The sequence below is a fragment of the Arthrobacter sp. U41 genome (genome assembly GCF_001750145.1).
GTDB lineage: Bacteria > Actinomycetota > Actinomycetes > Actinomycetales > Micrococcaceae > Arthrobacter.
In genome coordinates this window covers 2,067,770-2,088,579 of sequence record NZ_CP015732.1, presented here as the reverse complement: position 1 = coordinate 2,088,579, position 20,810 = coordinate 2,067,770, and the positions used below count along the sequence as shown (strand labels likewise).

The window sequence follows — 20,810 nt, the reverse complement described above, 5'->3', positions numbered from 1 at the left end:
GTGGATCGGGCAGGTTGTGCGGGGGACCGGAAGGAACGCCGAAGGAGGCCTGGCCCCCTTCGGCGTTCGCCCTAGCGGTAGAGCGCGGGCTTTGCGTTCAGCTTCACGGCGACCTTTTCACCGTTCTTCTGCGCCTCGACGCCGGCCTCGCAGCAGGCGGCGGTGGCGTAGCCGTCCCAGGCCGTCGGGCCGCCGATTTCACCGCGCAGGGCGGCGTCCACCCAGGACTGGATTTCGACGTCGTAGGCGGCCCCGAAGCGCTCCTCGAAGCCCGGGGTGACGCTGCCGCCCCAGCGGCCGTTGCTGAGGGTGGACGGGCCCGTGTCCCCGCCGATGCTGACGATGCCGTCCTCGAAGGAGGCCTGGGTGGCCACCTGGTAGCCGAACTTCGCGTTGACGAAGATCTCCACGTCGGCCAGGACACCGGATTCCGTTTCGATCAGCACGTGCTGCGGGTCGTGCTGGCCGGCCGGGGCGTTCCGGGTGGCCTTGCCGAGGCGGACCTGGACGGAGGTGATTTCCTCGCCGGTGAAGTACCGGATGGCGTCGAATTCGTGCACCACGGAGTCGTTGATCAGCATTTCGTTGGTGAACCCGGCGGGGGTGGTCGGGTTGCGGTGCTGGTGGTGCAGCATCAGCAGTTCACCGAGTTCGGAGCTCCGGATGATGTTGCCCAGGGCGGCGTATTCGGCGTCGAAGCGTCGCATAAAACCGACCTGGATGCGCTGGTGGCCGAGCTTTTCCTCGGCCTGGACGATCCTCCAGGCGGACTCGGCGTCCGGGGTGAGCGGCTTCTCGCAGAGGATCGGAATGTCCTTGGCGAGCGCCTTGAACAGGATGTCCTCGTGCAGGAAACCCGGGGTGGCGATCAGCACGGCGTTGACGTCGCCGTTGCTGAGGGCCTCGTCGGCGTCCGCAAGGGCGACGGCGCCCGGGATGCCTTCGATGGCGGCCTGGGCACGGGCCAGGTCGACGTCGACGACTGCGGCAACTTCGGCGCCGCGGATACGGGTGTTGAGCCGCTGAATGTGGTCTGCGCCCATTCGGCCGGCGCCGATGACGGCTACGCGGAGGGTCTTGGTCATGGTTTTGTCCTCAGTTCTGGTTGACGTCTAGTTGACGGCGGTGCGGGAGCCGCAGGAAAGCAAGTAGTTCCGGGTGCGCTTGGCGATCGGCATCGGGACGTCGAAGGCCACGGGGTACATGTCCTGCTCCACGATGCCAAAGATCGGCCGGTTCAGCGCCTCGACGGCCTCGATGACGGCGCGCAGGTCCGGCAGTCCGCTCGGCGGTTCGGTCATCACACCGGCCAGGTTGGCGGCGGCCCAGGTCATGTTCTCCTGGTTGACCTTCCTGAGGATGTCCGGGTTGATCTGCTTGAGGTGCAGGTAGCCGATCCGGTCCGGGTAGTTCTTGATCAGCTCCAGGCTGGACGCGCCGCAGTACTCGGCGTGCCCGGTGTCCAGGCACAGGTTGAGGTACTGGCTGTCCGTGGCGGCGAGGAGGGTCTCGATGTCCGCCTGCGCGCCCACGTGGGAGTCCGCGTGCGAGTGGAACTGCTGCTTCAGGCCGAAGTCCTCCAGCAGGGTCCTGCCGAGGCGGTTGTGCCCTGCGAAGAGGTCGGCCCAGGCCTTCTCGGTGAGCTCGCCGCTTTCCACAGCCTCGCCGGTGACGTCGTCGCGCCACATCGCGGGGATGACTACAATGTGTTCCCCGCCCATCGCGGCGGTGAGTTCGGCGACCCTGCGGGCCGGTTCCCACGCAGTTTCCCATTGGTCCAGGCCGCGGTGGAACGCGGTGAAGACGGTGCCGGCCGAGATCTGCAGGTCGCGTGCCTTCAGCTCCTCTGCCAGCCGGGCCGGGTCAGTGGGGAGGTAGCCGTAGGGGCCGAGTTCGATCCACTTGTAGCCGGATTCCGCGACTTCGTCGAGGAACCGTTCCCAAGGGGTCTGCTTGGGGTCATCCGCAAACCAGACGCCCCAGGAGTCCGGCGCGGTGCCGATGATCAGCTTGTTCTCAGTCATTGCCATTCCTTCTCATCGGCTGCTCCGCAGGTGCCGTTTTGGACGCTCAAAACGGCGGGTACGGAGCAATCGATCGGGGTTGTTGGTTGGGCCCACGCCGCCAGGGTTCCCTGGCCGTGGGGCCCCACCGGCGAGGGCCCCTGCCTGAGCTTGCGAAGGCTGGGAGCCGGTGGGGACTTGCGAGGGCAGGGAGGCGGTGGGGACTAGTTGGACGGGAAGTTGTAGGAGGCGCCCGAGGCGTGGGTCGGTTCGGGCCAGCGTGAGGTGACCACCTTGCCGCGGGTGTAGAAGGACACGCCCTCCGGGCCGTAGATGTGCTTGTCGCCGAAGAGCGAGGCCTTCCAGCCGCCGAAGGAGTGGTGTGCCACCGGCACGGGCAGCGGCACGTTGATGCCGATCATGCCCACGGTGACGGAGCGCTGGAACTTGCGGGCATTGGCGCCGGAGGAGGTGAAGATGGCGGTGCCGTTGCCGAAGGGGTTGGAATTGATCAGGGCGATGCCGGCGTCCAGGTCCTCGACCCGGACCACCACGAGGACGGGTCCGAAGATTTCCTCGCTGTAGGCGGTCATTTCGGTCTTGACGTGGTCCAGGACCGTGGGGCCGACCCAGAAGCCGTCCTCGTGGCCGGGGACGACGAGGTCGCGGCCGTCCACCACCATCGCCGCTCCGGCGGTTTCGGCTTCGGTGACGATCTTCACGATGCGTTCCTTGGAGGCCGGGGTGATGACCGGGCCCATTTCGGCGTCGGGCGCGGTGCCGTTGTTGACCTTGACGGCGAGGGCGCGTTCCCGGACCCTGTCGACCAGCACGTCCGCGGCGTCGCCCACTGCGACGGCGACCGAGATGGCCATGCAGCGCTCACCGGCGGAGCCGAAGGCGGCGGCGGCGAGGTGGTCCGCGGCGTTGTCGAGGTCGGCGTCGGGCATGACGATGGCGTGGTTCTTCGCGCCGCCCAGGGCCTGGACGCGCTTGCCGTGCTTGGTGGCGGTCTCGTGGACGTACTGGGCGATCGGGGTGGAGCCGACGAAGGAGATGCCGTCCACGTCCGGGTGGGTGAGGAGTCCTTCGACGGTTTCCTTGTCCCCGTGCAGGACCTGGAAGACACCGTCGGGCAGGCCCGCGTCCTTCCACAGTTTGGCGAGCAGCATCGAAGCGGAGGGGTCGCGTTCGGAGGGCTTGAGGATAAAGGCGTTCCCGGTGGCGATCGCCATCGGCGCCATCCACAGCGGCACCATCACGGGGAAGTTGAACGGGGTGATGCCGGCGACGACGCCGAGCGGTTCGCGGAAGGAGAACACGTCGATCCCGGTGGAGACCTGGTCCGAGTAGTCGCCCTTGAGCAGGGTCGGGATGCCGCAGGCGAACTCGATGACCTCCAGGCCGCGGCCGATTTCGCCTTTGGCGTCGGAGAGGACCTTGCCGTGTTCGGCGGTGATCAGCTCGGCGAGGTCGTCCACGTGGGCCGCGACGAGCTCACGGAATTTGAACAGCACGGCGGTGCGCTTGGCGAGGGAGAAGTCGCCCCAGCTGTCGGCCGCGGCGCGGGCGGCGGCCACGGTGGCGTCCAGGTCCGCCCGGTTGGCCAGCCGCAGCTCTGCAGTGACGGCGCCGGTGGCGGGGTTGTAGACGGGCTGGGTGCGGTCGCCAACGCCGGCGGTTTCGGCGCCGTTGATGAAGTGGTGGATGGTTTTGGTGGTGGTGAGGGTGGGGGTGCTCATCAGAATGTCCTTGGGGTTGGATGCCGGGGTGGCGCGGGAGCCGGGGTCAGCCGAGCAGCTTGCGCTGCTGGCTCTTGTGATCGAGGTAGGTCTGGAAGGCCTGTTTGGTGGAGTCGAGCTCGGAGACCTGGGAGACCGGAACGTCCCACCAGGACTCGGAGCTGGGGGCGTCCAGCAGCGGGTCGGATTCGACGTGGATGAGGATCGGGCCGCCGCGTTCGGGGGCCGCCTTGGCGTCCCGGACGGCATGTTCGAGCTGGGCGATGACCTTCTCCCCCGGTTCGATCCGGATCACCGTCACGCCGAGGCTTTCGGCGTTCAGGGCCAGGTCCACGGGGAGCCGGTCGCCGTCGTCGAAGCTGTGGTGTTCCTCGTCGAGGGCGCGGTACTGGGTGCCGAAGCGCTGGGAGCCCAGGGATTCGGAGAGCGAGCCGATCGACGCGTAGCCGTGGTTCTGGATCAGGACCACGATCAGCTTGATCCGTTCGGCCACGGCGGTGACCAGCTCGGTGTGCATCATGAGGTAGGAACCGTCCCCCACCATCACCACAACGTCGCGCTGCGCACCGCCTTTCGCGGCTTCGGCCAGGGCCGCGCGCTTGACGCCGAGGCCGCCGGGAATTTCGTAGCCCATGCAGGAGTATGCGTACTCGACGTGGTAGCCGAACGGGTCCCGGACGCGCCACATCTTGTGCAGGTCGCCCGGGAGGGACCCGGCGGCGCAGATGACGACGTCCTGGGCGTCCATGGCCCGGTGCGTGGCGCCGATGATCTCGTTCTGGGCCGGCAGCGGGGTGAAGCGGGTGTCGAAGGCCTCGTCCACGGTGGCGTCCCAGCGGGACTTCTCGTCCGCGATCCGCTGCTCCAGGTCCTCGCCGATCCGGTAGCCGCCCAGGGCCTGGTTCAGCTTGACCAGGGCTTTGCGGGCGTCCGCGACGATCGGCAGCGAGGTGCCGTGCTTGTAGGCGTCGATCGCGGCGACGTTGATGTTGATGAACTTTACGTCCGGGTTCTGGAACGCGGTGCGGGACGCGGTGGTGAAGTCCTCGTAGCGGGTGCCGATGCCGATGATCAGGTCCGCTTCGGCGGCGATGGCGTTCGCCGCCGTCGTGCCGGTGGAGCCGATCGCCCCGAGGGAGAACTGGTGGTCCCAGGGCAGGACGCCGACGCCGGCCTGGGTGTTGCCCACCGGGATGCCGGTCAGCTCGACGAACTTCGCGAGTTCCTCGTTGGCGTAGGCGTAGAGCACACCGCCGCCGGCGATAATCAGCGGGCGCTTGGCGGCGCGGATGGCCGCGGCGGCGCGGCGGATGTCCTCGTCGTCGGCGTCCGGGCGGCGGATCCGCCATTCGCGTTCGGACAGGAACTCCTCCGGCACGTCGAAGGCCTCGGCCTGGACGTCCTGGGGCAGCGAGATGGTCACCGCGCCGGTCTCGGCCGGGTCCGTCAGCACGCGGAGCCCGTGGTGGAACGCGGAGAACAGCTGCTCGGGCCGCGTCACCCGGTCAAAGAACTTCGACAGCGGACGGAACGCGTCGTTGACCGTGATGTCGTAGCCGTGGGGCTGCTCGAGCTGCTGCAGCACGGGGTCCGCGGCGCGGGTGGCGAAGGTGTCGCTCGGCAGCAGGAGCACCGGCAGCCGGTTGGTGGTGGCCAGCGCGGCACCGGTGAGCAGGTTCGAGGAACCGGGCCCGATCGAGGTGCTGATCGCGAACGTCTGGCGCCGGCGGGTGTGGCGGGCGTAGCCGACGGCCTGGTGCGCCTGGGCCTGTTCGTTGCGGCCCTGGTAGTACGGCATAATCGTCGGATCGAGCTGCTGGTACTGCTTGAGGGCCTGTCCGACCCCGGCAACATTGCCGTGGCCGAAGATCCCGAAGGTGCCCGGGATCAGCCGTTCCCGGTAGTCCTGGCCGCCGACCGAATCAACGGTGTACTGCCGGGACAGGTATTCGACGACGGCCTGGGCGACCGTCATTCTGCGGGTTCCTGGTGCAGTGCTCATTCCCATGGGAAGTTACTCCGATACTTCTGCGGTGCGGGCGGATTCGGTGCGGGCGGATTGCGTATGGTGCAGCAGCGAGGCGGCGGTCGCCACCGCGCCGGCGACGTCGCCGTCGTGCGGGTAGAGCAGTGTCCGGCCGACGGTGAGCCCCTGGACGCCGGGCAGTGCGAGGGCTGCCTCCCAGCTCGCAAAGACATCGTCCTGGCTGCTGTCCGGGTCCCCGCCCAGGAGCACGGTGGGCATCGTGGTGGCCGCCATGACGCGTTCCATCTCGGCCACCACCGGGAGTTTCATCCAGGTGTAGGCGCTGGTGGAGCCCAGGCCCTCGGCGATCGCGACGGATTTGATCACGGCGTTGGTGGAGAGGTCGTTGCGGACCTTGCCGTTCTGCCAGACGGAGAGGAAGGGCTCCACCATGGCGATGAGCTTGTGCTGGGCGAGCGAATCGATCGCCTTGGCGGTCGCTTCCAGGGTGGCGACGGTGTCTGGGTCACCGAGGCAGATCCGCGTGAGCATCTTGCCGCCGTCGGCTCCCAGCGCCGCCAGCGCGGCGGCAGTGTGGCCGGTGAAGCGGTCATCGAGTTCGTTGACCAGGCCGGAGAGCCCGCCGCGGTTCATCGAGCCGAAGATCAGCTTGCCCTCCAGCGCGCCGAGCAGGAGCAAATCGTCCATGATGTCCGGGGAGGCCAGCACGCCGTCCACGTCCGGGTTGGCGAGCGCGATCCGGAGCCGGTCCAGGAGTTGGCGGCGGTCGGCCATGGCCACGGGGTCGTTGCCGACCGCGAGGGCGCCGCGGGCCGGGTGGTCGGCGGCGACGATGAAGTTCTGTTTGCCGGCTTTGACGCCGGGGTGGCGGCGGCGGGCCTGCGCGGCGCGGGCGATCGCGTCCGGGTCCTCGAGCCGGATGATGCTCAGGTGCTCGTAGCGGCGGGGATCATCGTCAACCGTGGCAGTGGCGGAGGAGGGATTGAGGCTCACAGGGTTGCTCCTTCGGGGGCGTAGGTGCCCGGTACCAGGCGGCCGCGTTCGGCGAGCAGGCCGGTGACTTCCTCCGGCGTCGGCATCGCATCGGCGCAGGAGAGCCGGGAGGCGACCAGCGCGCCGGCGGCGTTGGCGAAGTCCAGGACCTGGGCGAGCGGCCAGCCGGAAAGCAGCCCGTGGCAAAAGGCCCCGCCGAAGGAGTCTCCGGCTCCGAGTCCGTTGACGGTTTCCACCGGGACCGGAGCGGACACAACACGTTCGGTGCGGGTCTTTGCCATCACACCTTCGGGGCCGAGCTTGACGACGGCGATTTCGACGCCGGCGGCGAGCAGCCGGTCTGCCTGCTCGTCCGGGGTGCCTTCACCGACGGCGACGGCGCATTCCTTGTCGTTGCCGATCGCCACGGTGACGTGCGGGAGGATCCTGGCGACCTGTTCCCGGGCCTCCGCTTCGGAGGCCCAGAACATCGGCCGGTAGTCGAGGTCCAAAATCGTGTACTGGCCCGGCTTCAGTCCGGTGCGCGGCCGGGCCTCGTGGGCTGCGAGGTGCGCGGAACGGCTGGGTTCCTGGCAGAGGCCGGTCAGGGTGGACCAGAAGATCCCGGCGTCACGGATGGCGTCCAGGTCCAGTTCCGCTGCCTTGATCTGCAGGTCAGGTGCCGTGGGGAAGCGTCCGTAGAAGTAGAGCGGGAAGTCTTCCGGGGGCTTGATCGCGCAGAACGTGACCGCGGTGGGCCATTCCTTGACGGCAGTGACGAAGGAATCGTCCACGTCGAACTTGCGCAGTTCGCGGTGCAGGTACTTGCCGAAGGCATCATCGCCGGTACGGGTGATGACGGCGGCGCGGCGGCCATGGCGGGCAGCGGCCACGGCGACGTTGGACGGGGAGCCACCCAGATATTTTCCGAAAGACGTAACGTCCTCCAGATCCACCCCGATGTCGTTCGGGTAGATATCAACGCTGATGCGCCCGATCGTAAGCAGTTCGTGGGTCACGGTGATCGTGGACCTTTCTGGTGTGAACTCTGTACCTTTACACAGCCTGAGCTTCGGTGCCCGGCGGGCCGGCGTGAGCCGGACCACACCCCCTACTTTGCCTTAGAATCCATGTACTGTCAAAGGTTTGTACTGACATATTTACAACATGACACGGGGAGGACTGCAGTCCCGCCGCACGGCACCGCCGGCGGCAGCCAGCAAGCCCGCTGCCGCTACTTGCTGGGGACTTCGAGTTCGCCGGTGACGTACTGCGACCGGCCGAAACCGAAGGACCAGTCCCCCGCGGTGTTCTCGACGTAGCCGATGAACACGTCCTCGCCGGCCACGCCGGCAGCTGCCAGGTTGGCGGCGATCGCGGCAAACAGGGACTGCTTCGCCGCCTGGCTGCGCCCGGCCTGCGTAAAGATCTGGATCATCACCACATCCGGCGTCCGCTCAAACCCGAGCCCGGCATCCTGGGCGACAATCTGGCCCTGGGGATGCTCGGTCAGAACGTGGAAATAGTCCCGCACCGGAATGCCGTATTCGGCCAGGATGGCGTCGTGGATGGTTTGGCTGAGCGCCCGGAGCCGCTCGGGGCTCCGGCCCCGGTTGACGTCGATTCGCACAAGAGGCACTGGCCGCTCCTTCAATAGTTTGTCCTGACATACTAACAAGTATGTCGGGGGGAGCACAAGCATCCGGCACAAAACAACGCGGGGTCACCTCGCGCCCATCCCGGGGCATGGGATGGGCGCAAGGTGACCCCGCGTTGCCTTGACGGGAGCCGGTGCGGAGGGCGGGCTACGCGGTGAAGGCGGACCTCCGGGCCGTGCCGTCATAGCCGCCGGCAGGGGCCTTCAGCCCGTAAATCCCGCCGATGGTCGGCGCGACGTCGGCGGTCCGGGCGGCTTCGGAGGACACCGATCCTTTCACCACCAACGGGCTGCCGCCGGTGACGAAGAAGGGAATTGGCTCCGTGGCGGGGTGCCCGTGGTTGCCCGGGATGGGGTTGGATGCCACGTACGGATCGGAGAAGCGCCAGCCCGCGCGGCAGTAGGCAACCAGGTCTCCGGCCTCGTCGCCCAGCCGGAGGTCCGCCGGAGTGTTGACCGACAGCACGCCCTCGTGCGCGCTGACCAACTGGGCAACGGCGGCCAGTCCGGCCGCGCGGTCCGGTTCGGGGCCGGTCCAGTAGAGCAGGTCCGCGCCGCCGTTCTGGGCAATCGTGACGTTCGAGTGCAGCTCCGGACGGGACTGGAGGATGAGGCTGATTGAGATGACGTTGCTGGGGATGGACCAGTCCATGGAATGGTCGGCGAGCACCATCACCACACTGGAGTCCCATTTGCCGGCGTTCCTGAGGTGGTCGATGAAACGGCCCACCTGCAGGTCCGTGTCCGCCAGGGCGGCCTCCCGCGCCGCCCGCAGCGTGGTTCCGGAAAGATCCGAGTGGCCCACGCGGTCGATGTCGCCCAGGTTGGTGAAGACAAAGTCCGGGTCCGGGCCGCTCACCATCGCCAGCAGGGCGTCCATGGTGGCGGCGTCGGGCGCGTGGCCGGTTACCGGAAGCAGGGGCTGGGGTTCCCACCGGTAGCTTGCCCGGGCACCAAAGATGCCGTACAGATACCTCTTGCTGAGCACCGACCCGGTGGTGAACCCGCGCTCCTGCAGCCGTTCCAGAAGGGTGGGAAAGTGCAGGTCCGTGGACCGGTCGAGGTCGCGGACCACACCTTCGGCCCGGTCGAAGATGGCGTTCGCCGGCACGCCCGAACGGTCCGGGCGCACCCCCGTCATCATCATGACGTGGTTGGGAATGGTCTCCATCACCGGCAGGGAGCGCGCTGCGGGGAAATTGGTGCCTGCATCGCGCAGTGCGGACAGCCTCGGCGTCAGGGCGGGCGTGATCTCATCCGGCCGGCAGCCGTCCACCACCAGCACGTAGCTACGGGTCCGTCCCGCGGCCGGGGCTGCCCAGGCGGTGCCCTGTGCCGCTGAAAGCACGACGGCGGCCCCGCCGGCAGCGGCGATCTGCAGGAACTGCCGGCGACCCGGCGTCGACAGTCTGCTGCTGGCGGGCGTGACCTGCCGCGGTGAACCACTCACTGGAGTCCTCCCTGCGCCGGCGTGACTTTGCCGGTGTTGGCTTGAACGTTGAACGAGGTGGACAGTGCGGTTCCTGAGCCCGCGGAGGTGCGTTCGGCGAGGACGTACCAATCCATCCGGACCCCGGCGGCTGTGATGTCCAGGACGGAGTAGCCGTGCGAGTCGAAGTCCAGATACTTCACATGCGGGTTGGCCGCCTTGATGGCGTTCTCGACGCCGACGGATCCGGTCCGGGGCGGAACGTTCAGGATGTCATCGAGGTTGTCGCTCGTGACGGAGGTGCAGACCAGTTCCGCGGCGACGGAATCGCCGGTGGCAGGGTAGCTGGCCGGATCGGCGGGAATGTCGCAGGCCCAGCCGGAGTGGATGTCTCCCGTGAGGAACACGGTGTCCTTGACGGCGTTATCCCGCAGGTGGCGTACCACGCGGCTGCGGTCCGCCTCGTAGCCGTCCCACTGGTCCACGTTGTACGGCACGCCGCCGATGCTTGTCCCGCCCATCAGTTTTTGCACTCCGGCAAGCTCTGCGGTGCTCAGGGTCGAGGGAACCCGGACGGGGGCAATCATGACGGGGTTGCCCACGAGTTTCCACTGCGGGCCCGTGGACTCGAGGTTGCCCAGCAGCCAGTTCATCTGGGCGGCGCCTGTGATCGTGCGCTCGGGGCTGCTGACCGCGGGATCGGTTCCGTTGCCGGCCTGTTGGTCACGGTAGGTGCGCAGGTCCAGCATGGACAGGCTGGCCAGTGAGCCGAAGTCCAGGCGGCGGTAGAGCTGGCCGCCGGCTTCGTAGCGGACGGGCATCCACTCGGCATAGGCCTGGTGCGCGGCGGCGAAGCGCTCACTCCAGACGCCCTCGACGCCCGGGGTGTGGTTTTCGGCCCCGCCCTTCCAGGCATCGTTGGCCGATTCGTGGTCGTCCCAGGTCACGATGAACGGGGCCGCAGCGTGCAGCGCCTGGAGGTCGGGGTCGGTTTTGTACTGGGCGTGGCGGGTCCGGTAGTGGGCCAGCTGGGTCATCTCGAAGGCAGGGTCGTGCGGACGGACCACGACGTCGCGGGCCTGGTAGTCGCCGGGGGCGTACTCGTAGAGGTAGTCGCCCAGGTGCAGGACGGCGTCGAGATCGCCCCGTGCGGCCAGATGGCGGTAGGAGGAGAAATAGCCTGCCTGCCAGTTCGCGCAGGACACTACGCCGAATTTCAGCCGGTTCACCGCCGCCCCCGCGGCCGGCGCGGTCCGGGTGCGGCCCACGGGTGAGGCCTCGCCCCCGAAAGTGAACCGGTACCAGTAGCTCGTGGCGGGCAGCAGCCGGCCGGCAACCACCTTGACGGTGTGGTCGCGGGCCGGTCCGGTGGGGACAGTGCCGCGGGCCGCCACTTTCGTAAACGCCGCATCGGCGGATACTTCCCACTGGACGGAAACGTCCGGGCCGGCACCGCTGCCGGGCAGTGATTCCGGGGTGGGCGTGACGCGGGTCCACAGCAGCACGCTCCCCGGCATGGGATCTCCTGAGGCGATCCCGTGGCCAAAGAGGCCGGTCTGGGAGGCTGAAAACGCGCCCGCGGGAGTGCCGGTGGCCATGGCTCCGGCCACGGCGGCGACTCCTGCTGAACGCAGTACTTGACGACGAGTAAAGGTAGTCATGCCTTCCAGTATCCGGATGATTCCGCCACCATCCGGCGGTTTTCCCCGCAGTTAACCGCACCTTCGCCCAGTGTTCTCCGTGGCGCCGAGCCCGCTTCCGCCGTCGGAGCGATACACCCTTGCCTCGCCGCGGGCCTCGTCCTATCCTTAAACAATCATAGGGTTGATCAACCAATACATTGATTACGGGACGGCGAGGAGGTGGGGTACCTAGTGGACGAACGCGACGACGGCATGCTCGACGCGGCGTTTCTGGCCCTCGCCGACCCCGTCCGCCGCCGCATCATCTCCCGGCTCAGCCGGGGCCCGGCCACCGTGAACGACCTGGCGGAACCTTTCGCGATCACCAAGCAGGCGGTCTCGAAACACATCCAGGTCCTCGAGCAGGCGCAGCTGGTCACGCGCACCCGTGACGCCCAGCGCCGGCCCGTGCACCTGAACCCCGCACGGCTGGAGGCGCTCACCGCATGGATAGACCAGTACCGGCTGGTCCGCGAGGGGCAGTTCCGCAGCCTTGATGCTGTGCTCCAATTCAACGCCGCGGCACGCGGCACGCAGGCAAAGGACTCATCATGACCAACGCCCTGAAAATCACTGTTCCGGAGGGTCTGCCTTTTATCGACTTCGAGCGGGAGTTCGACTTTCCCGTGGCTGAAGTCTTCCGGGCCCACAAGGAACCCGAACTCGTCGTCCAGTGGCTCGGGCCGCGGCGGCTGAAGATGGACATCGACCACTACGATTTCCGCACCGGCGGCAGTTACCGCTACACCCACACCGGGCCGGACGGCGTCCCCTATGGCTTCAACGGCGTCTTCCACACCGTCCGGGAGAACGACTTCGCCATCCAGACCTTCGAATTCGACGGCTACCCGGACGTGGTCAGCATCGAATTCCTGACCTTTGAGGATCTGGGCGGCGGCCGCACCAGACTGAAGGCCCACGCGGTGTATCCCAGCATGGAAGCCCGCGACGGCATGGCCCAGTCCGGCATGGAGGACGGAGTGGCCGAAGGCTACGAGCGGCTCGAGGAAGTCCTCACCGGCGCGAAAGTCTGAGGAACAGCGCGGGTGACCGGCCGGGCACGTGTCCGGGCGCGAACCTGAACGCAGATGCACGACGGCGGCAGGCCACCTCCCCGGGGATGGTGACCTGCCGCCGTCGTGCTTCGCCGCACTTAAACGCAGAACGCGGGGCCACTTCCGGCCCATCCCGGGGTGTGGGATGGGCCGTAGGTGACCCCGCGTTGCTGGTGGTGCTTGGAGCCTAGAGCGTTGCGAAGACTTCGCGCAGCAGTTTGGCGGTCTCGGACGGCGTCTTGCCGACCTTGACGCCGGCAGCCTCGAGGGCTTCCTTCTTGGCCTGGGCGGTGCCCGCGGAGCCCGAGACGATGGCGCCTGCGTGGCCCATGGTCTTGCCCTCCGGAGCGGTGAAGCCGGCCACGTAGCCAACAACCGGCTTCGTGACGTGTGCCTTGATGTAGTCAGCGGCACGCTCTTCGGCGTCGCCACCGATTTCGCCGATCATCACGATCGCCTTGGTCTCCGGGTCAGCCTCGAATGCTTCGAGGGCATCGATGTGGGTGGTGCCGATGACCGGGTCGCCGCCGATGCCGATGGCGGTGGAGAAGCCCAGGTCGCGCAGCTCGTACATCATCTGGTAGGTCAGGGTGCCTGACTTGGAGACGAGGCCGATCGGGCCCTTACCGGTGATGTTCGCCGGGGTGATGCCAACGAGGGCCTCACCCGGGGTGATGATGCCGGGGCAGTTCGGTCCGATGATGCGCGTGACCTGCTTGCCGTTGGCGTCGACCTTGGACTGGGCCAGCGCCCAGAACTCGGCAGAGTCCTGGACCGGCACACCTTCGGTGATGACGACGACCAGGCCGATGCCGGCCTCGATGGCTTCAACGACGGCGTCCTTGGTGAATGCCGGCGGCACGAAGACGATGGAGACGTCAGCGCCGGTCTCGGCCATGGCTTCCTTGACGGTGCCGAAGACGGTGATCTCCTTGTCGCCGTGCAGGACGGTGCTGCCGGCCTTGCGGGCGTTGACACCGCCAACAACGTTGGTGCCGGCCTTCAGCATCAGGGCGGTGTGCTTGGTGCCTTCGCCGCCGGTGATGCCCTGGACGATGACCTTGGAGTCCTTGTTCAGATAAATAGACATAGTCGAGTCCCTTTACTTCGCTGCGTTGGCGAGCTCGGCAGCCTTGTCGGCGCCCTCGTCCATGGTGGCGGCCAGGGTAACCAGCGGGTGGTTGGCCTCGGCCAGGATGCGGCGGCCTTCCTCAACGTTGTTGCCGTCGAGGCGGACTACCAGCGGCTTGTTCGCGGAGTGGCCCAGCTCGGCCAGTGCACCGACGATGCCCTTGGCGACGGCGTCGCAGGCGGTGATGCCGCCGAAGACGTTGACGAAGACGGACTTGACCTGCGGGTCACCCAGGATGACGTCGAGGCCTGCTGCCATGACCTCGGCGGACGCTCCACCGCCGATATCCAGGAAGTTGGCGGGCTTGACGTTGCCGTGGTTCTCGCCGGCGTACGCAACGACGTCGAGGGTGGACATGACCAGGCCGGCACCGTTGCCGATGATGCCCACGGAGCCGTCCAGCTTCACGTAGTTGAGGTCCTGCGCCTTGGCCTTGGCCTCGAGCGGGTCCGCAGCGTCCTTGTCTTCAAGGGTCGCGTGCTTGGGGTGGCGGAAGCCGGCGTTCTCGTCGAGGGAGACCTTGCCGTCGAGGGCAACGATGTCACCGGCGCCGGTCAGGACCAGCGGGTTGACCTCCACCAGGGTGGCGTCTTCCTTCTTGAAAACGTCCCAGAGCTTCAGGATGACGCCGGCGACCTTGCCGCGCAGTTCCTCGGCGAAGCCCGCGGCGGCGACGATTTCGTCGGCCTTGGCCTGGTCGATGCCGACGGCCGGGTCGATCGCGATCTTGGCCAGGGCATCGGGGCGCTCAACGGCGAGCTGCTCGATTTCCATGCCGCCTTCAACCGAGCACATGGCCAGGTAGTTGCGGTTGGCCCGGTCCAGGAGGACGGAGAAGTAGTATTCCTCGGCGATGTCCGCACCCTGGGCAATCATCACGCGGTGGACGGTGTGGCCCTTGATGTCCATGCCGAGGATGTTGGTGGAGTGTTCAAACGCCTCGTCAGCGGTCTTGGCGACCTTGACGCCGCCGGCCTTGCCGCGGCCTCCGGCCTTGACCTGTGCCTTGACGACAGTTACGCCGCCGATCTTCTCGGCAGCTGCCTTTGCTTCTTCAGGGGTGTGCGCCACGATGCCAGCAAGCACGGGTACACCGTGCGCCTCGAACATATCGCGCGCCTGGTATTCAAACAGGTCCACGGTTTAGTGTCCTTCTACGTCGAAGTAGTTTCTGTACAGCCGGACCCCGCGTTATCGCAGTTACCGGGCTGCGGAATAAACGCACCCCGCGGCTGGCTTGGAAAACGAGCCACACGGCGCAATGCTCCTTTCGGAACTCTAGTCCTTTCTGGGGACCGGCCCGTCCCAGAGTACCCGTTATGTGAGTAAGGACACTATTCTATGGAGCGTAGAAAAACCGCTAGATTACGGGGTTTTTGGGGCTTCCGAAGGGGGCTGGGAGGCCTGTGTCCCGGCGTCGGAGATCAGTTCGTAATGGTCCCGCGAGACAAAGAAAGCGACCCCGGCGGAGACATTTCCGCAGGCGACCCCGCCGTTGTACGCCGAGCAGCGCAGCCCGTTGCGCTCCAGGTTCTGGCCCTCGTCGAGGACGGGCAGTTGCGACATCGGGCCCGCGCGGCTCCCCTTGGGCCCGAATTCCGCTTCCTGCTGTGTGACGCCGGAGCGGCATTCGCCGTAGCCGGCTCGCTCCGGGGTGAGCAGCGCGGCACCGCCGAGGTAGCCCAGACCGGTCCCGCCGCAATCGTCCGTGATGTCCTCGGCCTCCGGTGCGGGGTAGGCCGCGAGTTCGCAGTGCGCCACCGGGACGGTCGCCAGCTTGTTGTTGGCGGAGTCCGAATAGGCGTTCGGCTCGTAGGGCAGGTTCACGTGATCGCCCTTGGCCGAGGTCAGGGAGCAGACCACGTTCCGGTCCGCGGTGATGAAGCTCAGGATGTCCTGGCCAGCCGCATACCTGGCCGGGTCCGCGAGGGGCGCCTGGGTGAGCTGCTCCAGGGCAGGCAGCGGCGCGGGAGGGACGTAGCCCGGGTCCTTCTGTGTGATGGTGCACGCCGTGGACGCCAGCAGGAGCATGGCGGCCAGGATCCCCAGAAGTGTCCGTCGCATGGGCTCCATTATGCCTGCAGGGATGCTCCCCGGTGGCGGCTGCCGCCGTCAGCCTCCGCCGGCAGGTGCTTCCGTGTGCCTGCGTCAGCCCGCAACGACCGCTTTTATGACCTCGACGGCGGCGCCGATGCTGTCTTCGGCCTCGAACTGTTCGCGCACGGCCTGCGCCCGTGCGCGCCAGGACGGATCCCCCAGCACGGTGTCGACAGCGGAGCGGATCGCGGCGGCACCGGGCCTCTCGGTCCTCAGGTTAACGCCGACACCGGCGTACTCCACCCGGGCATTGACATCGTTCTTCCCCTCGTTGAGGCCCGCCGTCACGAGCGGGACTCCGTGGGACAGGCTCAGCAGCACCCCGCCGAATCCGCCGTTGGTGACGAAAACGTCCGTGAAAGGGAACACGCGGGCAAAGTCGACGTAGTCCTCGACGATGACGTTGGGCTGCGGATACCGGCGTCGCAAATCCTCTGTGCCCGCACCGCCAGTGGCCACGACGATGAGGGAATCCGTATCCTTCAGCGCCTCGATGGTGGGGACCATCAGCTTGGCCGGGTCCCTGTTGTCAACCGTTCCCTGGGTGACGACGACGGTCCGGCGGTAGTCCCTGTCCGCCGAAGGCTGCTTGGCCTCCGGCGTGTGGACAGCCGCGGTCGCCGTGTCCGCGGTTCCCGCACGGTGCGGCAGCAGCGCGCCGACGTAGTGGACTTTCGGGTTGACGTTCCGCCGCGGGAAGTCCAGGGACGCGGTGCCTGTCTGGATCACCGCATGCGACCAGCGGTAGGTTTCGTCGGTGATCCGGGTTCCCCGGCCGGTCTGCAGGCCGTAGCCGCGCAGTTGCCGGACGTAGCTGTTCCGCGCCGGCGTGGAGGATCTTCTGGGCAGTGGTCCGCGCCGGGACGAAGCCGAAGAACATCGGGGGCACCAGCGGATCGCTTTCCATGTTCCCGATGGCGACGAAGCTGACCACTGGCTTGCCCAGCACCACGGCGACCAGCCGCTGGATGAACATGGAGCTGTCCATCACGACGGCGTCGAACGGGAAGCGCTGGTGCAGTTCCCGGATGTCTTCGAAGAAATTCGTGACGTTGCTCGCGAAGATCCGTTCGCCGTCGAACCGGATGGCCAGCGGCCCCTTCAGCGTGGCGCGCTGCGGGTAGAGCTCGTTGAGGTTGTCCCCGGTGTGCTCGATCGCGCGCTCGAACGGGTACAACGGGATGCCCAGTTCCTCCAGTTTTCCGGCGAGGGTGCGGCCGGTATACCAGCCGACGTCGTGGCCCTCGTCCCTGAGTCGGACGCCGATGCCCGTCATGGGGTTGAAGTGGCCGGCGATGGCCTGGCTGGCCAGCAGAATTTTCATGCTCACGCTCCAACGCTGTTCTGACCCGGCGTCCGGGAGCGGACCTCCGCCGCGGGGCGCCCCATGTTCAGACCTTAAGCCGGTTGAGCCCGCGGCACAACGTTTCGGAGCGGCGGAGCTCAGACGTCGAGCTTGGTCAGCGGGGCGTAGCGGAGCAGGAGCCGTTTCTCGCCGACGCTGAATTTCACCTTCGCCACCGTCTTGTCCCCTGCGCCCTCAACGGCCAGCACGGTGCCGTTGCCAAAGCTCGTGTGGTTGACCTTGTCGCCCACACTGACGGCGACAACTTCCTTCTGCGGCTGCACCCGGTTCTTGGCGATGGCCGCCGGAACATCGGCGTTGAAGCCGGCCGAGGGGCTGGCCTCGGTGCCGCGTGCGGTGCCGGCTCCCCAGAAGGATCCGCCGTAGCGGCTGGAACCGATGGAGGCGCCGTTCCCCCAGCCGCCGGTCTGGCGGGTGGAGCCTTCACGCTTCCACTCCACCAGCTCGGCCGGGATTTCCTCGATGAACTGGCTGGCGGGGTTGTACTGGCTCTGGCCCCACATGCTGCGGACTTCGGAGCGGGTCAGGTACAGGCGCTTCCGGGCCCGGGTCAGGCCGACGTAGGCAAGGCGGCGTTCCTCGGCCAGTTCCTTGGGGTCGGTGGCGGAGCGCTGGTGCGGGAACAGGCCGTGCTCCATGCCGGTCAGGAACACCACCGGAAACTCGAGTCCCTTGGCGGTATGCAGGGTCATCAGGGTGACGACGCCGAGCCGCTTGGCTTCGGCGACAGCGGCCGCCAGCTGGTCCGGGGACCCCGCCGGGGCGTCCGGGATCTGGTCGGCGTCGGCCACGAGGGAGACTCCCTCCAGGAAGGCGCCGAGCGAACCCTCGGGGTTGTCGCGCTCGTATTCACGCACGACGGCGACGAGTTCCGCGAGGTTCTCCACCCGGGACTCGTCCTGCGGATCGGTGCTGGAACGAAGGGTTGCGAGGTAGCCGGTCTGTTCAAGGACCGCCTCCAGGGCAGCGGCGGCGCCGGAGCCGGAGGCCACCACGGCGAGGTCATCGAGCAACTTCACGAAACCCTGGACCGCGTTGACGGACCGGGTGGCCATGCCGGGGGCCTCGTCGGCGCGGCGGGCCGCGGCCATAAACGAGATCCGGTCGCGCTGCGCGAGGGAGGCCACGGTGCCCTCGGCCCGGTCGCCGATGCCGCGTTTGGGCTCGTTCAGGATGCGTCGCAGGTTGACGTCGTCGTCCGGGTTGACCAGTACCCGCAGGTAGGCGAGCGCGTCCTTGATTTCCTTGCGTTCGTAGAAGCGGGTCCCGCCGACCACCTTGTACGGGAGCCCGACGCGGACCAGGACATCCTCGATCGAGCGGGACTGCGCGTTGGTGCGGTAGAAGATGGCGACATCGCCGGGGCGCAGGTCGCCCTCGTCCTGCAGCCGATCGATTTCCTTGGCAATGAACTGGGCTTCGTCGTGTTCGTTCTCCCCGACGTAGCCGACAATCTTCTCGCCGTCGCCTTCAGCTGTCCACAGCCGCTTCTCCGGCCGGTTCGGGTTGCGGGAGATCACCGAGTTGGCAGCGCTGAGGATTGTCTGGGTGGAGCGGTAGTTCTGCTCGAGCTTGATGGTGCGGGCGTCCGGGTAGTCTTTCTCGAATTCCACGATGTTGCGGATGTCGGCGCCGCGGAAGGCGTAGATGGACTGGTCCGAATCGCCGACGACGGTGAGTTCAGCGGCGCCGGGGCCTTCGCCGACGATCTCGCGCACCAGGGCGTACTGGGCGTGGTTGGTGTCCTGGTATTCGTCGACAAGGACGTGCCGGAAGCGGCGCCGGTAGGACTCGGCGAGCGCAGGGAAGGCCCGGAACATGTAGACCGTCTCGCCGATCAGGTCATCGAAGTCCATGGCGTTGGCCTGGCGCAGCCGCTGCGTGTAGCCCTTGAAGACCTCGGCGACGGCCTGTTCGAACGGGTCGTTGTAGTTGGCGCTGGAGGAGTAGCTGTCGGCGTCGATCAGTTCGTTCTTGAGCGCGGAAATCTTGTGCTGGATTGCTTTGGGGGCAAAACGCTTCGGATCGAGGTCCAGGTTCTTGGCCACGAGCGTGATGAGGCGCAGCGAGTCAGCCGAGTCGTAGATGGAGAAGTTGGAGTTCAGGCCCACATTTTTGGCTTCGCGGCGCAGGATCCTTACGCAGGAGGAGTGGAAGGTGGAGACCCACATGGTCTTGGCGCGGCCGCCAACCAGGGCTTCAACCCGCTCCCGCATTTCGGCGGCAGCCTTGTTGGTGAAGGTGATGGCCAGAATCTCGCCGTGGTGCGCGCGGCGGGTGGCGATCAGGTAGGCGATCCGGTTGCTGAGCACGCGGGTCTTGCCCGAGCCGGCGCCGGCGACGATCAGCAGGGCGCTGCCGGCGTGCTTGACGGCTTCTTCCTGCTGCGGGTTCAGTCCCTCGAGGAGCTCGGCCGCACCCGGGAGCTGGGGGTGGTCCCGTTCGCCGGCCGGGTTGTCCCCGCGGCCGCCGTAGCGCCCTGCGTCCGGGGCGGAATCCAGCGCCGCCATCCCGTTGCCAGCGGGCGTTTTCGTGCGCGCCGCCGTCTTCGAGGCAGCTTGGAAGGGTCCGTCGGCGTAGGGGTCAAACAACATATCCATGGTGTTAACAAGTCTAGGCGGTGCCACTGACGCTCAGATCCGCCCCCTCGGGACATGCCCTCCCCTGCTCGGGACCAGCGGACATGGTGCCTATATGCCCACGGGCCACGGCCAACAATGGACATGTCCACTGGAGCGCGCGATGCCCAGCCTGAGCCGGTCCGGGCCCGGGCAATGAACATGTCCCGTGCGGCGGGAGTGTCAGGCGCCCGGGCCTACCCCGCGGAGCCGGATTCGAGGGCGGCACGGAGCTGGCGGACCGCCGTCGTGCCTCCGGCCATGAACCAGTCCAGTCCGTTGACCCGGACGACGTCGACGGCGCCGCCGGCAGCGAGCACAATCGCTTTGCCCGGCAGCCAGTCCCACTCCGGGCAGCTGTGCTGGAACCAGCAGCCCAGTCCGCCGTCGGCCACCCGGCTGAGGTCGCAGGAGCCCGAGCCGAACATCCGCAGCGCGGCGGCCGAGGTCGCGGCGGCGTGCCATGGCATCGCGCACATCGGGTCGGCAAGCCAGGTGGGGTGGATGTACGTTGCGGCACCGAGCTCGGACAAGGGGGTGTCGGAGCGGCGGGCACCGGGGACTCCATCGGTCCCGAAGGTGGTCAGCCGTTCGCCGTTGAGGGCTGACGGCCGGCCCGTTCCGCCGAGCCAGAGCTTGTCCTCCTCCGGTTGGAAGATCGCGCCGAGCACCACCCCGGACGGGTCCTTGAGGGCGATGGCGGAGCACCAGTAGGTGGAGCCGTGCAGGAAGTTATAGGTCCCGTCGACAGGGTCAATAACCCAGGTCCTGCCGCTGGTGCCTGCGACCGAGGCGCCCTCTTCGCCGAGGATGCCGTCGTCAGGCCGGCAGCGCTGGAGCTGTTCCAGCACATATGCTTCGGCAGCATGGTCCGCGGCAGTGACGACATCGGAAACCGACGTCTTTTGCCGGCCCTCCAGCCCTGCCTGCCGCATTAGGAGGGCCAGTGTTCCCGCCTCGCGCACGAGGGCCTCGGCGAGCTGGTAATCATCCAGGGCGGGGTTAAGTTCAGCGGTGCTGTGCCGGCCGAGCCGGTGCTTTCCTAGTTCAGTCACGCGTTCCAGCCTATC

18 protein-coding genes are annotated in these 20,810 nt (G+C 67.3%); 2 read left to right on the top strand and 16 right to left on the bottom strand.

Annotated elements, in window-relative coordinates; genetic code table 11:
• Nucleotides 1-71 precede the first annotated feature (71 nt).
• The 9 genes from ASPU41_RS09660 to ASPU41_RS09620 all read right to left on the bottom strand — a co-directional run bounded on the left by ASPU41_RS09660 (nucleotide 72) and on the right by ASPU41_RS09620 (nucleotide 11,451).
• A complete protein-coding gene (locus tag ASPU41_RS09660; protein ID WP_069950736.1) occupies nucleotides 72-1,085 on the bottom strand; it encodes a Gfo/Idh/MocA family protein in 1,014 nt (337 codons plus the stop codon).
• A gap of 27 nt (nucleotides 1,086-1,112) precedes the next feature.
• The gene (locus tag ASPU41_RS09655) at nucleotides 1,113-2,024 is read right to left on the bottom strand and encodes a sugar phosphate isomerase/epimerase family protein (protein WP_069950735.1); all 912 of its coding nucleotides are present in this window, start codon (nucleotides 2,022-2,024) and stop codon (nucleotides 1,113-1,115) included.
• A gap of 203 nt (nucleotides 2,025-2,227) precedes the next feature.
• Nucleotides 2,228-3,745, bottom strand: a complete 1,518-nt coding sequence (locus ASPU41_RS09650; RefSeq protein WP_069950734.1) for a CoA-acylating methylmalonate-semialdehyde dehydrogenase — start codon at nucleotides 3,743-3,745, stop codon at nucleotides 2,228-2,230.
• A gap of 46 nt (nucleotides 3,746-3,791) precedes the next feature.
• Nucleotides 3,792-5,720 carry a 3D-(3,5/4)-trihydroxycyclohexane-1,2-dione acylhydrolase (decyclizing) gene (gene iolD, locus ASPU41_RS09645; RefSeq protein WP_069950733.1) on the bottom strand — a complete coding sequence of 643 codons (1,929 nt, stop codon included), beginning with the start codon at nucleotides 5,718-5,720 and terminating at the stop codon, nucleotides 3,792-3,794.
• A gap of 39 nt (nucleotides 5,721-5,759) precedes the next feature.
• Nucleotides 5,760-6,725, bottom strand: coding sequence for a Cgl0159 family (beta/alpha)8-fold protein (locus ASPU41_RS09640; protein ID WP_069950732.1), 966 nt, complete (start codon nucleotides 6,723-6,725; stop codon nucleotides 5,760-5,762).
• A complete protein-coding gene (iolC, locus tag ASPU41_RS09635) occupies nucleotides 6,722-7,723 on the bottom strand; it encodes a 5-dehydro-2-deoxygluconokinase (protein WP_069950731.1) in 1,002 nt (333 codons plus the stop codon). Before iolC ends, ASPU41_RS09640 begins: the two co-directional genes overlap by 4 nt.
• Before the next feature lie 215 nt (nucleotides 7,724-7,938).
• A complete protein-coding gene (locus ASPU41_RS09630) occupies nucleotides 7,939-8,343 on the bottom strand; it encodes a tautomerase family protein (protein WP_069950730.1) in 405 nt (134 codons plus the stop codon).
• 166 nt (nucleotides 8,344-8,509) lie between these two features.
• Nucleotides 8,510-9,811 (bottom strand): alkaline phosphatase family protein, encoded by a 1,302-nt coding sequence (locus ASPU41_RS09625; RefSeq protein WP_231941227.1) that lies wholly within the window; start codon nucleotides 9,809-9,811, stop codon nucleotides 8,510-8,512.
• Entirely contained in the window at nucleotides 9,808-11,451 is a 1,644-nt protein-coding gene (locus ASPU41_RS09620) for an alkaline phosphatase D family protein (protein ID WP_069950729.1), read from the bottom strand. Before ASPU41_RS09620 ends, ASPU41_RS09625 begins: the two co-directional genes overlap by 4 nt.
• A 234-nt stretch (nucleotides 11,452-11,685) precedes the next feature.
• On the opposite strand from ASPU41_RS09620, the gene ASPU41_RS09615 reads away from it, so the two are divergent.
• Together ASPU41_RS09615 and ASPU41_RS09610 are read left to right on the top strand one after the other, a co-directional pair.
• Nucleotides 11,686-12,027 (top strand): ArsR/SmtB family transcription factor, encoded by a 342-nt coding sequence (locus tag ASPU41_RS09615; RefSeq protein WP_069952603.1) that lies wholly within the window; start codon nucleotides 11,686-11,688, stop codon nucleotides 12,025-12,027.
• The gene (locus ASPU41_RS09610; RefSeq protein ID WP_069950728.1) at nucleotides 12,024-12,506 is read left to right on the top strand and encodes an SRPBCC family protein; all 483 of its coding nucleotides are present in this window, start codon (nucleotides 12,024-12,026) and stop codon (nucleotides 12,504-12,506) included. The genes ASPU41_RS09615 and ASPU41_RS09610 overlap by 4 nt, the downstream gene beginning before the upstream one ends.
• Before the next feature lie 208 nt (nucleotides 12,507-12,714).
• Here the strand turns inward: ASPU41_RS09610 and sucD are convergent, their stop codons facing one another.
• The 7 genes from sucD to ASPU41_RS09575 form a co-directional block, all read right to left on the bottom strand.
• The gene (gene sucD / locus ASPU41_RS09605) at nucleotides 12,715-13,617 is read right to left on the bottom strand and encodes a succinate--CoA ligase subunit alpha (protein ID WP_069950727.1); all 903 of its coding nucleotides are present in this window, start codon (nucleotides 13,615-13,617) and stop codon (nucleotides 12,715-12,717) included.
• A 12-nt stretch (nucleotides 13,618-13,629) separates the two neighbouring features.
• Entirely contained in the window at nucleotides 13,630-14,799 is a 1,170-nt protein-coding gene (gene sucC / locus ASPU41_RS09600; RefSeq protein ID WP_069950726.1) for an ADP-forming succinate--CoA ligase subunit beta, read from the bottom strand.
• Between the two features lie 225 nt (nucleotides 14,800-15,024).
• Nucleotides 15,025-15,732, bottom strand: coding sequence for a hypothetical protein (locus tag ASPU41_RS09595; protein WP_069950725.1), 708 nt, complete (start codon nucleotides 15,730-15,732; stop codon nucleotides 15,025-15,027).
• Between the two features lie 75 nt (nucleotides 15,733-15,807).
• A complete protein-coding gene (locus tag ASPU41_RS09590; RefSeq protein WP_069950724.1) occupies nucleotides 15,808-16,263 on the bottom strand; it encodes a glycosyltransferase in 456 nt (151 codons plus the stop codon).
• Nucleotides 16,264-16,285: 22 nt separating this feature from the next.
• Nucleotides 16,286-17,086: a hypothetical protein gene (locus ASPU41_RS09585; protein ID WP_157356974.1), complete on the bottom strand. Its 801-nt coding sequence runs from the start codon at nucleotides 17,084-17,086 to the stop codon at nucleotides 16,286-16,288.
• A 113-nt stretch (nucleotides 17,087-17,199) separates the two neighbouring features.
• Entirely contained in the window at nucleotides 17,200-19,716 is a 2,517-nt protein-coding gene (gene pcrA / locus ASPU41_RS09580) for a DNA helicase PcrA (RefSeq protein WP_442856248.1), read from the bottom strand.
• 221 nt (nucleotides 19,717-19,937) lie between these two features.
• Nucleotides 19,938-20,795: an inositol monophosphatase family protein gene (locus ASPU41_RS09575; protein ID WP_069950721.1), complete on the bottom strand. Its 858-nt coding sequence runs from the start codon at nucleotides 20,793-20,795 to the stop codon at nucleotides 19,938-19,940.
• Between the last annotated feature and the right edge of the window lie 15 nt (nucleotides 20,796-20,810).

Excerpts from the sequence above, each read along its gene's own strand:
- ASPU41_RS09620 (WP_069950729.1), bottom strand. The coding sequence starts at position 11,451 with ATGACTACCTTTACTCGTCGTCAAGTACTGCGTTCAGCAGGAGTCGCC.
- ASPU41_RS09660 (WP_069950736.1), bottom strand. The coding sequence starts at position 1,085 with ATGACCAAGACCCTCCGCGTAGCCGTCATCGGCGCCGGCCGAATGGGC.
- ASPU41_RS09595 (WP_069950725.1), bottom strand. The coding sequence starts at position 15,732 with ATGGAGCCCATGCGACGGACACTTCTGGGGATCCTGGCCGCCATGCTC.
- ASPU41_RS09610 (WP_069950728.1), top strand. The coding sequence starts at position 12,024 with ATGACCAACGCCCTGAAAATCACTGTTCCGGAGGGTCTGCCTTTTATC.
- ASPU41_RS09655 (WP_069950735.1), bottom strand. The coding sequence starts at position 2,024 with ATGACTGAGAACAAGCTGATCATCGGCACCGCGCCGGACTCCTGGGGC.
- pcrA (WP_442856248.1), bottom strand. The coding sequence starts at position 19,716 with ATGTTGTTTGACCCCTACGCCGACGGACCCTTCCAAGCTGCCTCGAAG.
- iolD (WP_069950733.1), bottom strand. The coding sequence starts at position 5,720 with ATGACGGTCGCCCAGGCCGTCGTCGAATACCTGTCCCGGCAGTACACC.
- sucD (WP_069950727.1), bottom strand. The coding sequence starts at position 13,617 with ATGTCTATTTATCTGAACAAGGACTCCAAGGTCATCGTCCAGGGCATC.
- ASPU41_RS09650 (WP_069950734.1), bottom strand. The coding sequence starts at position 3,745 with ATGAGCACCCCCACCCTCACCACCACCAAAACCATCCACCACTTCATC.
- ASPU41_RS09615 (WP_069952603.1), top strand. The coding sequence starts at position 11,686 with ATGCTCGACGCGGCGTTTCTGGCCCTCGCCGACCCCGTCCGCCGCCGC.
- ASPU41_RS09590 (WP_069950724.1), bottom strand. The coding sequence starts at position 16,263 with ATGGTCCCCACCATCGAGGCGCTGAAGGATACGGATTCCCTCATCGTC.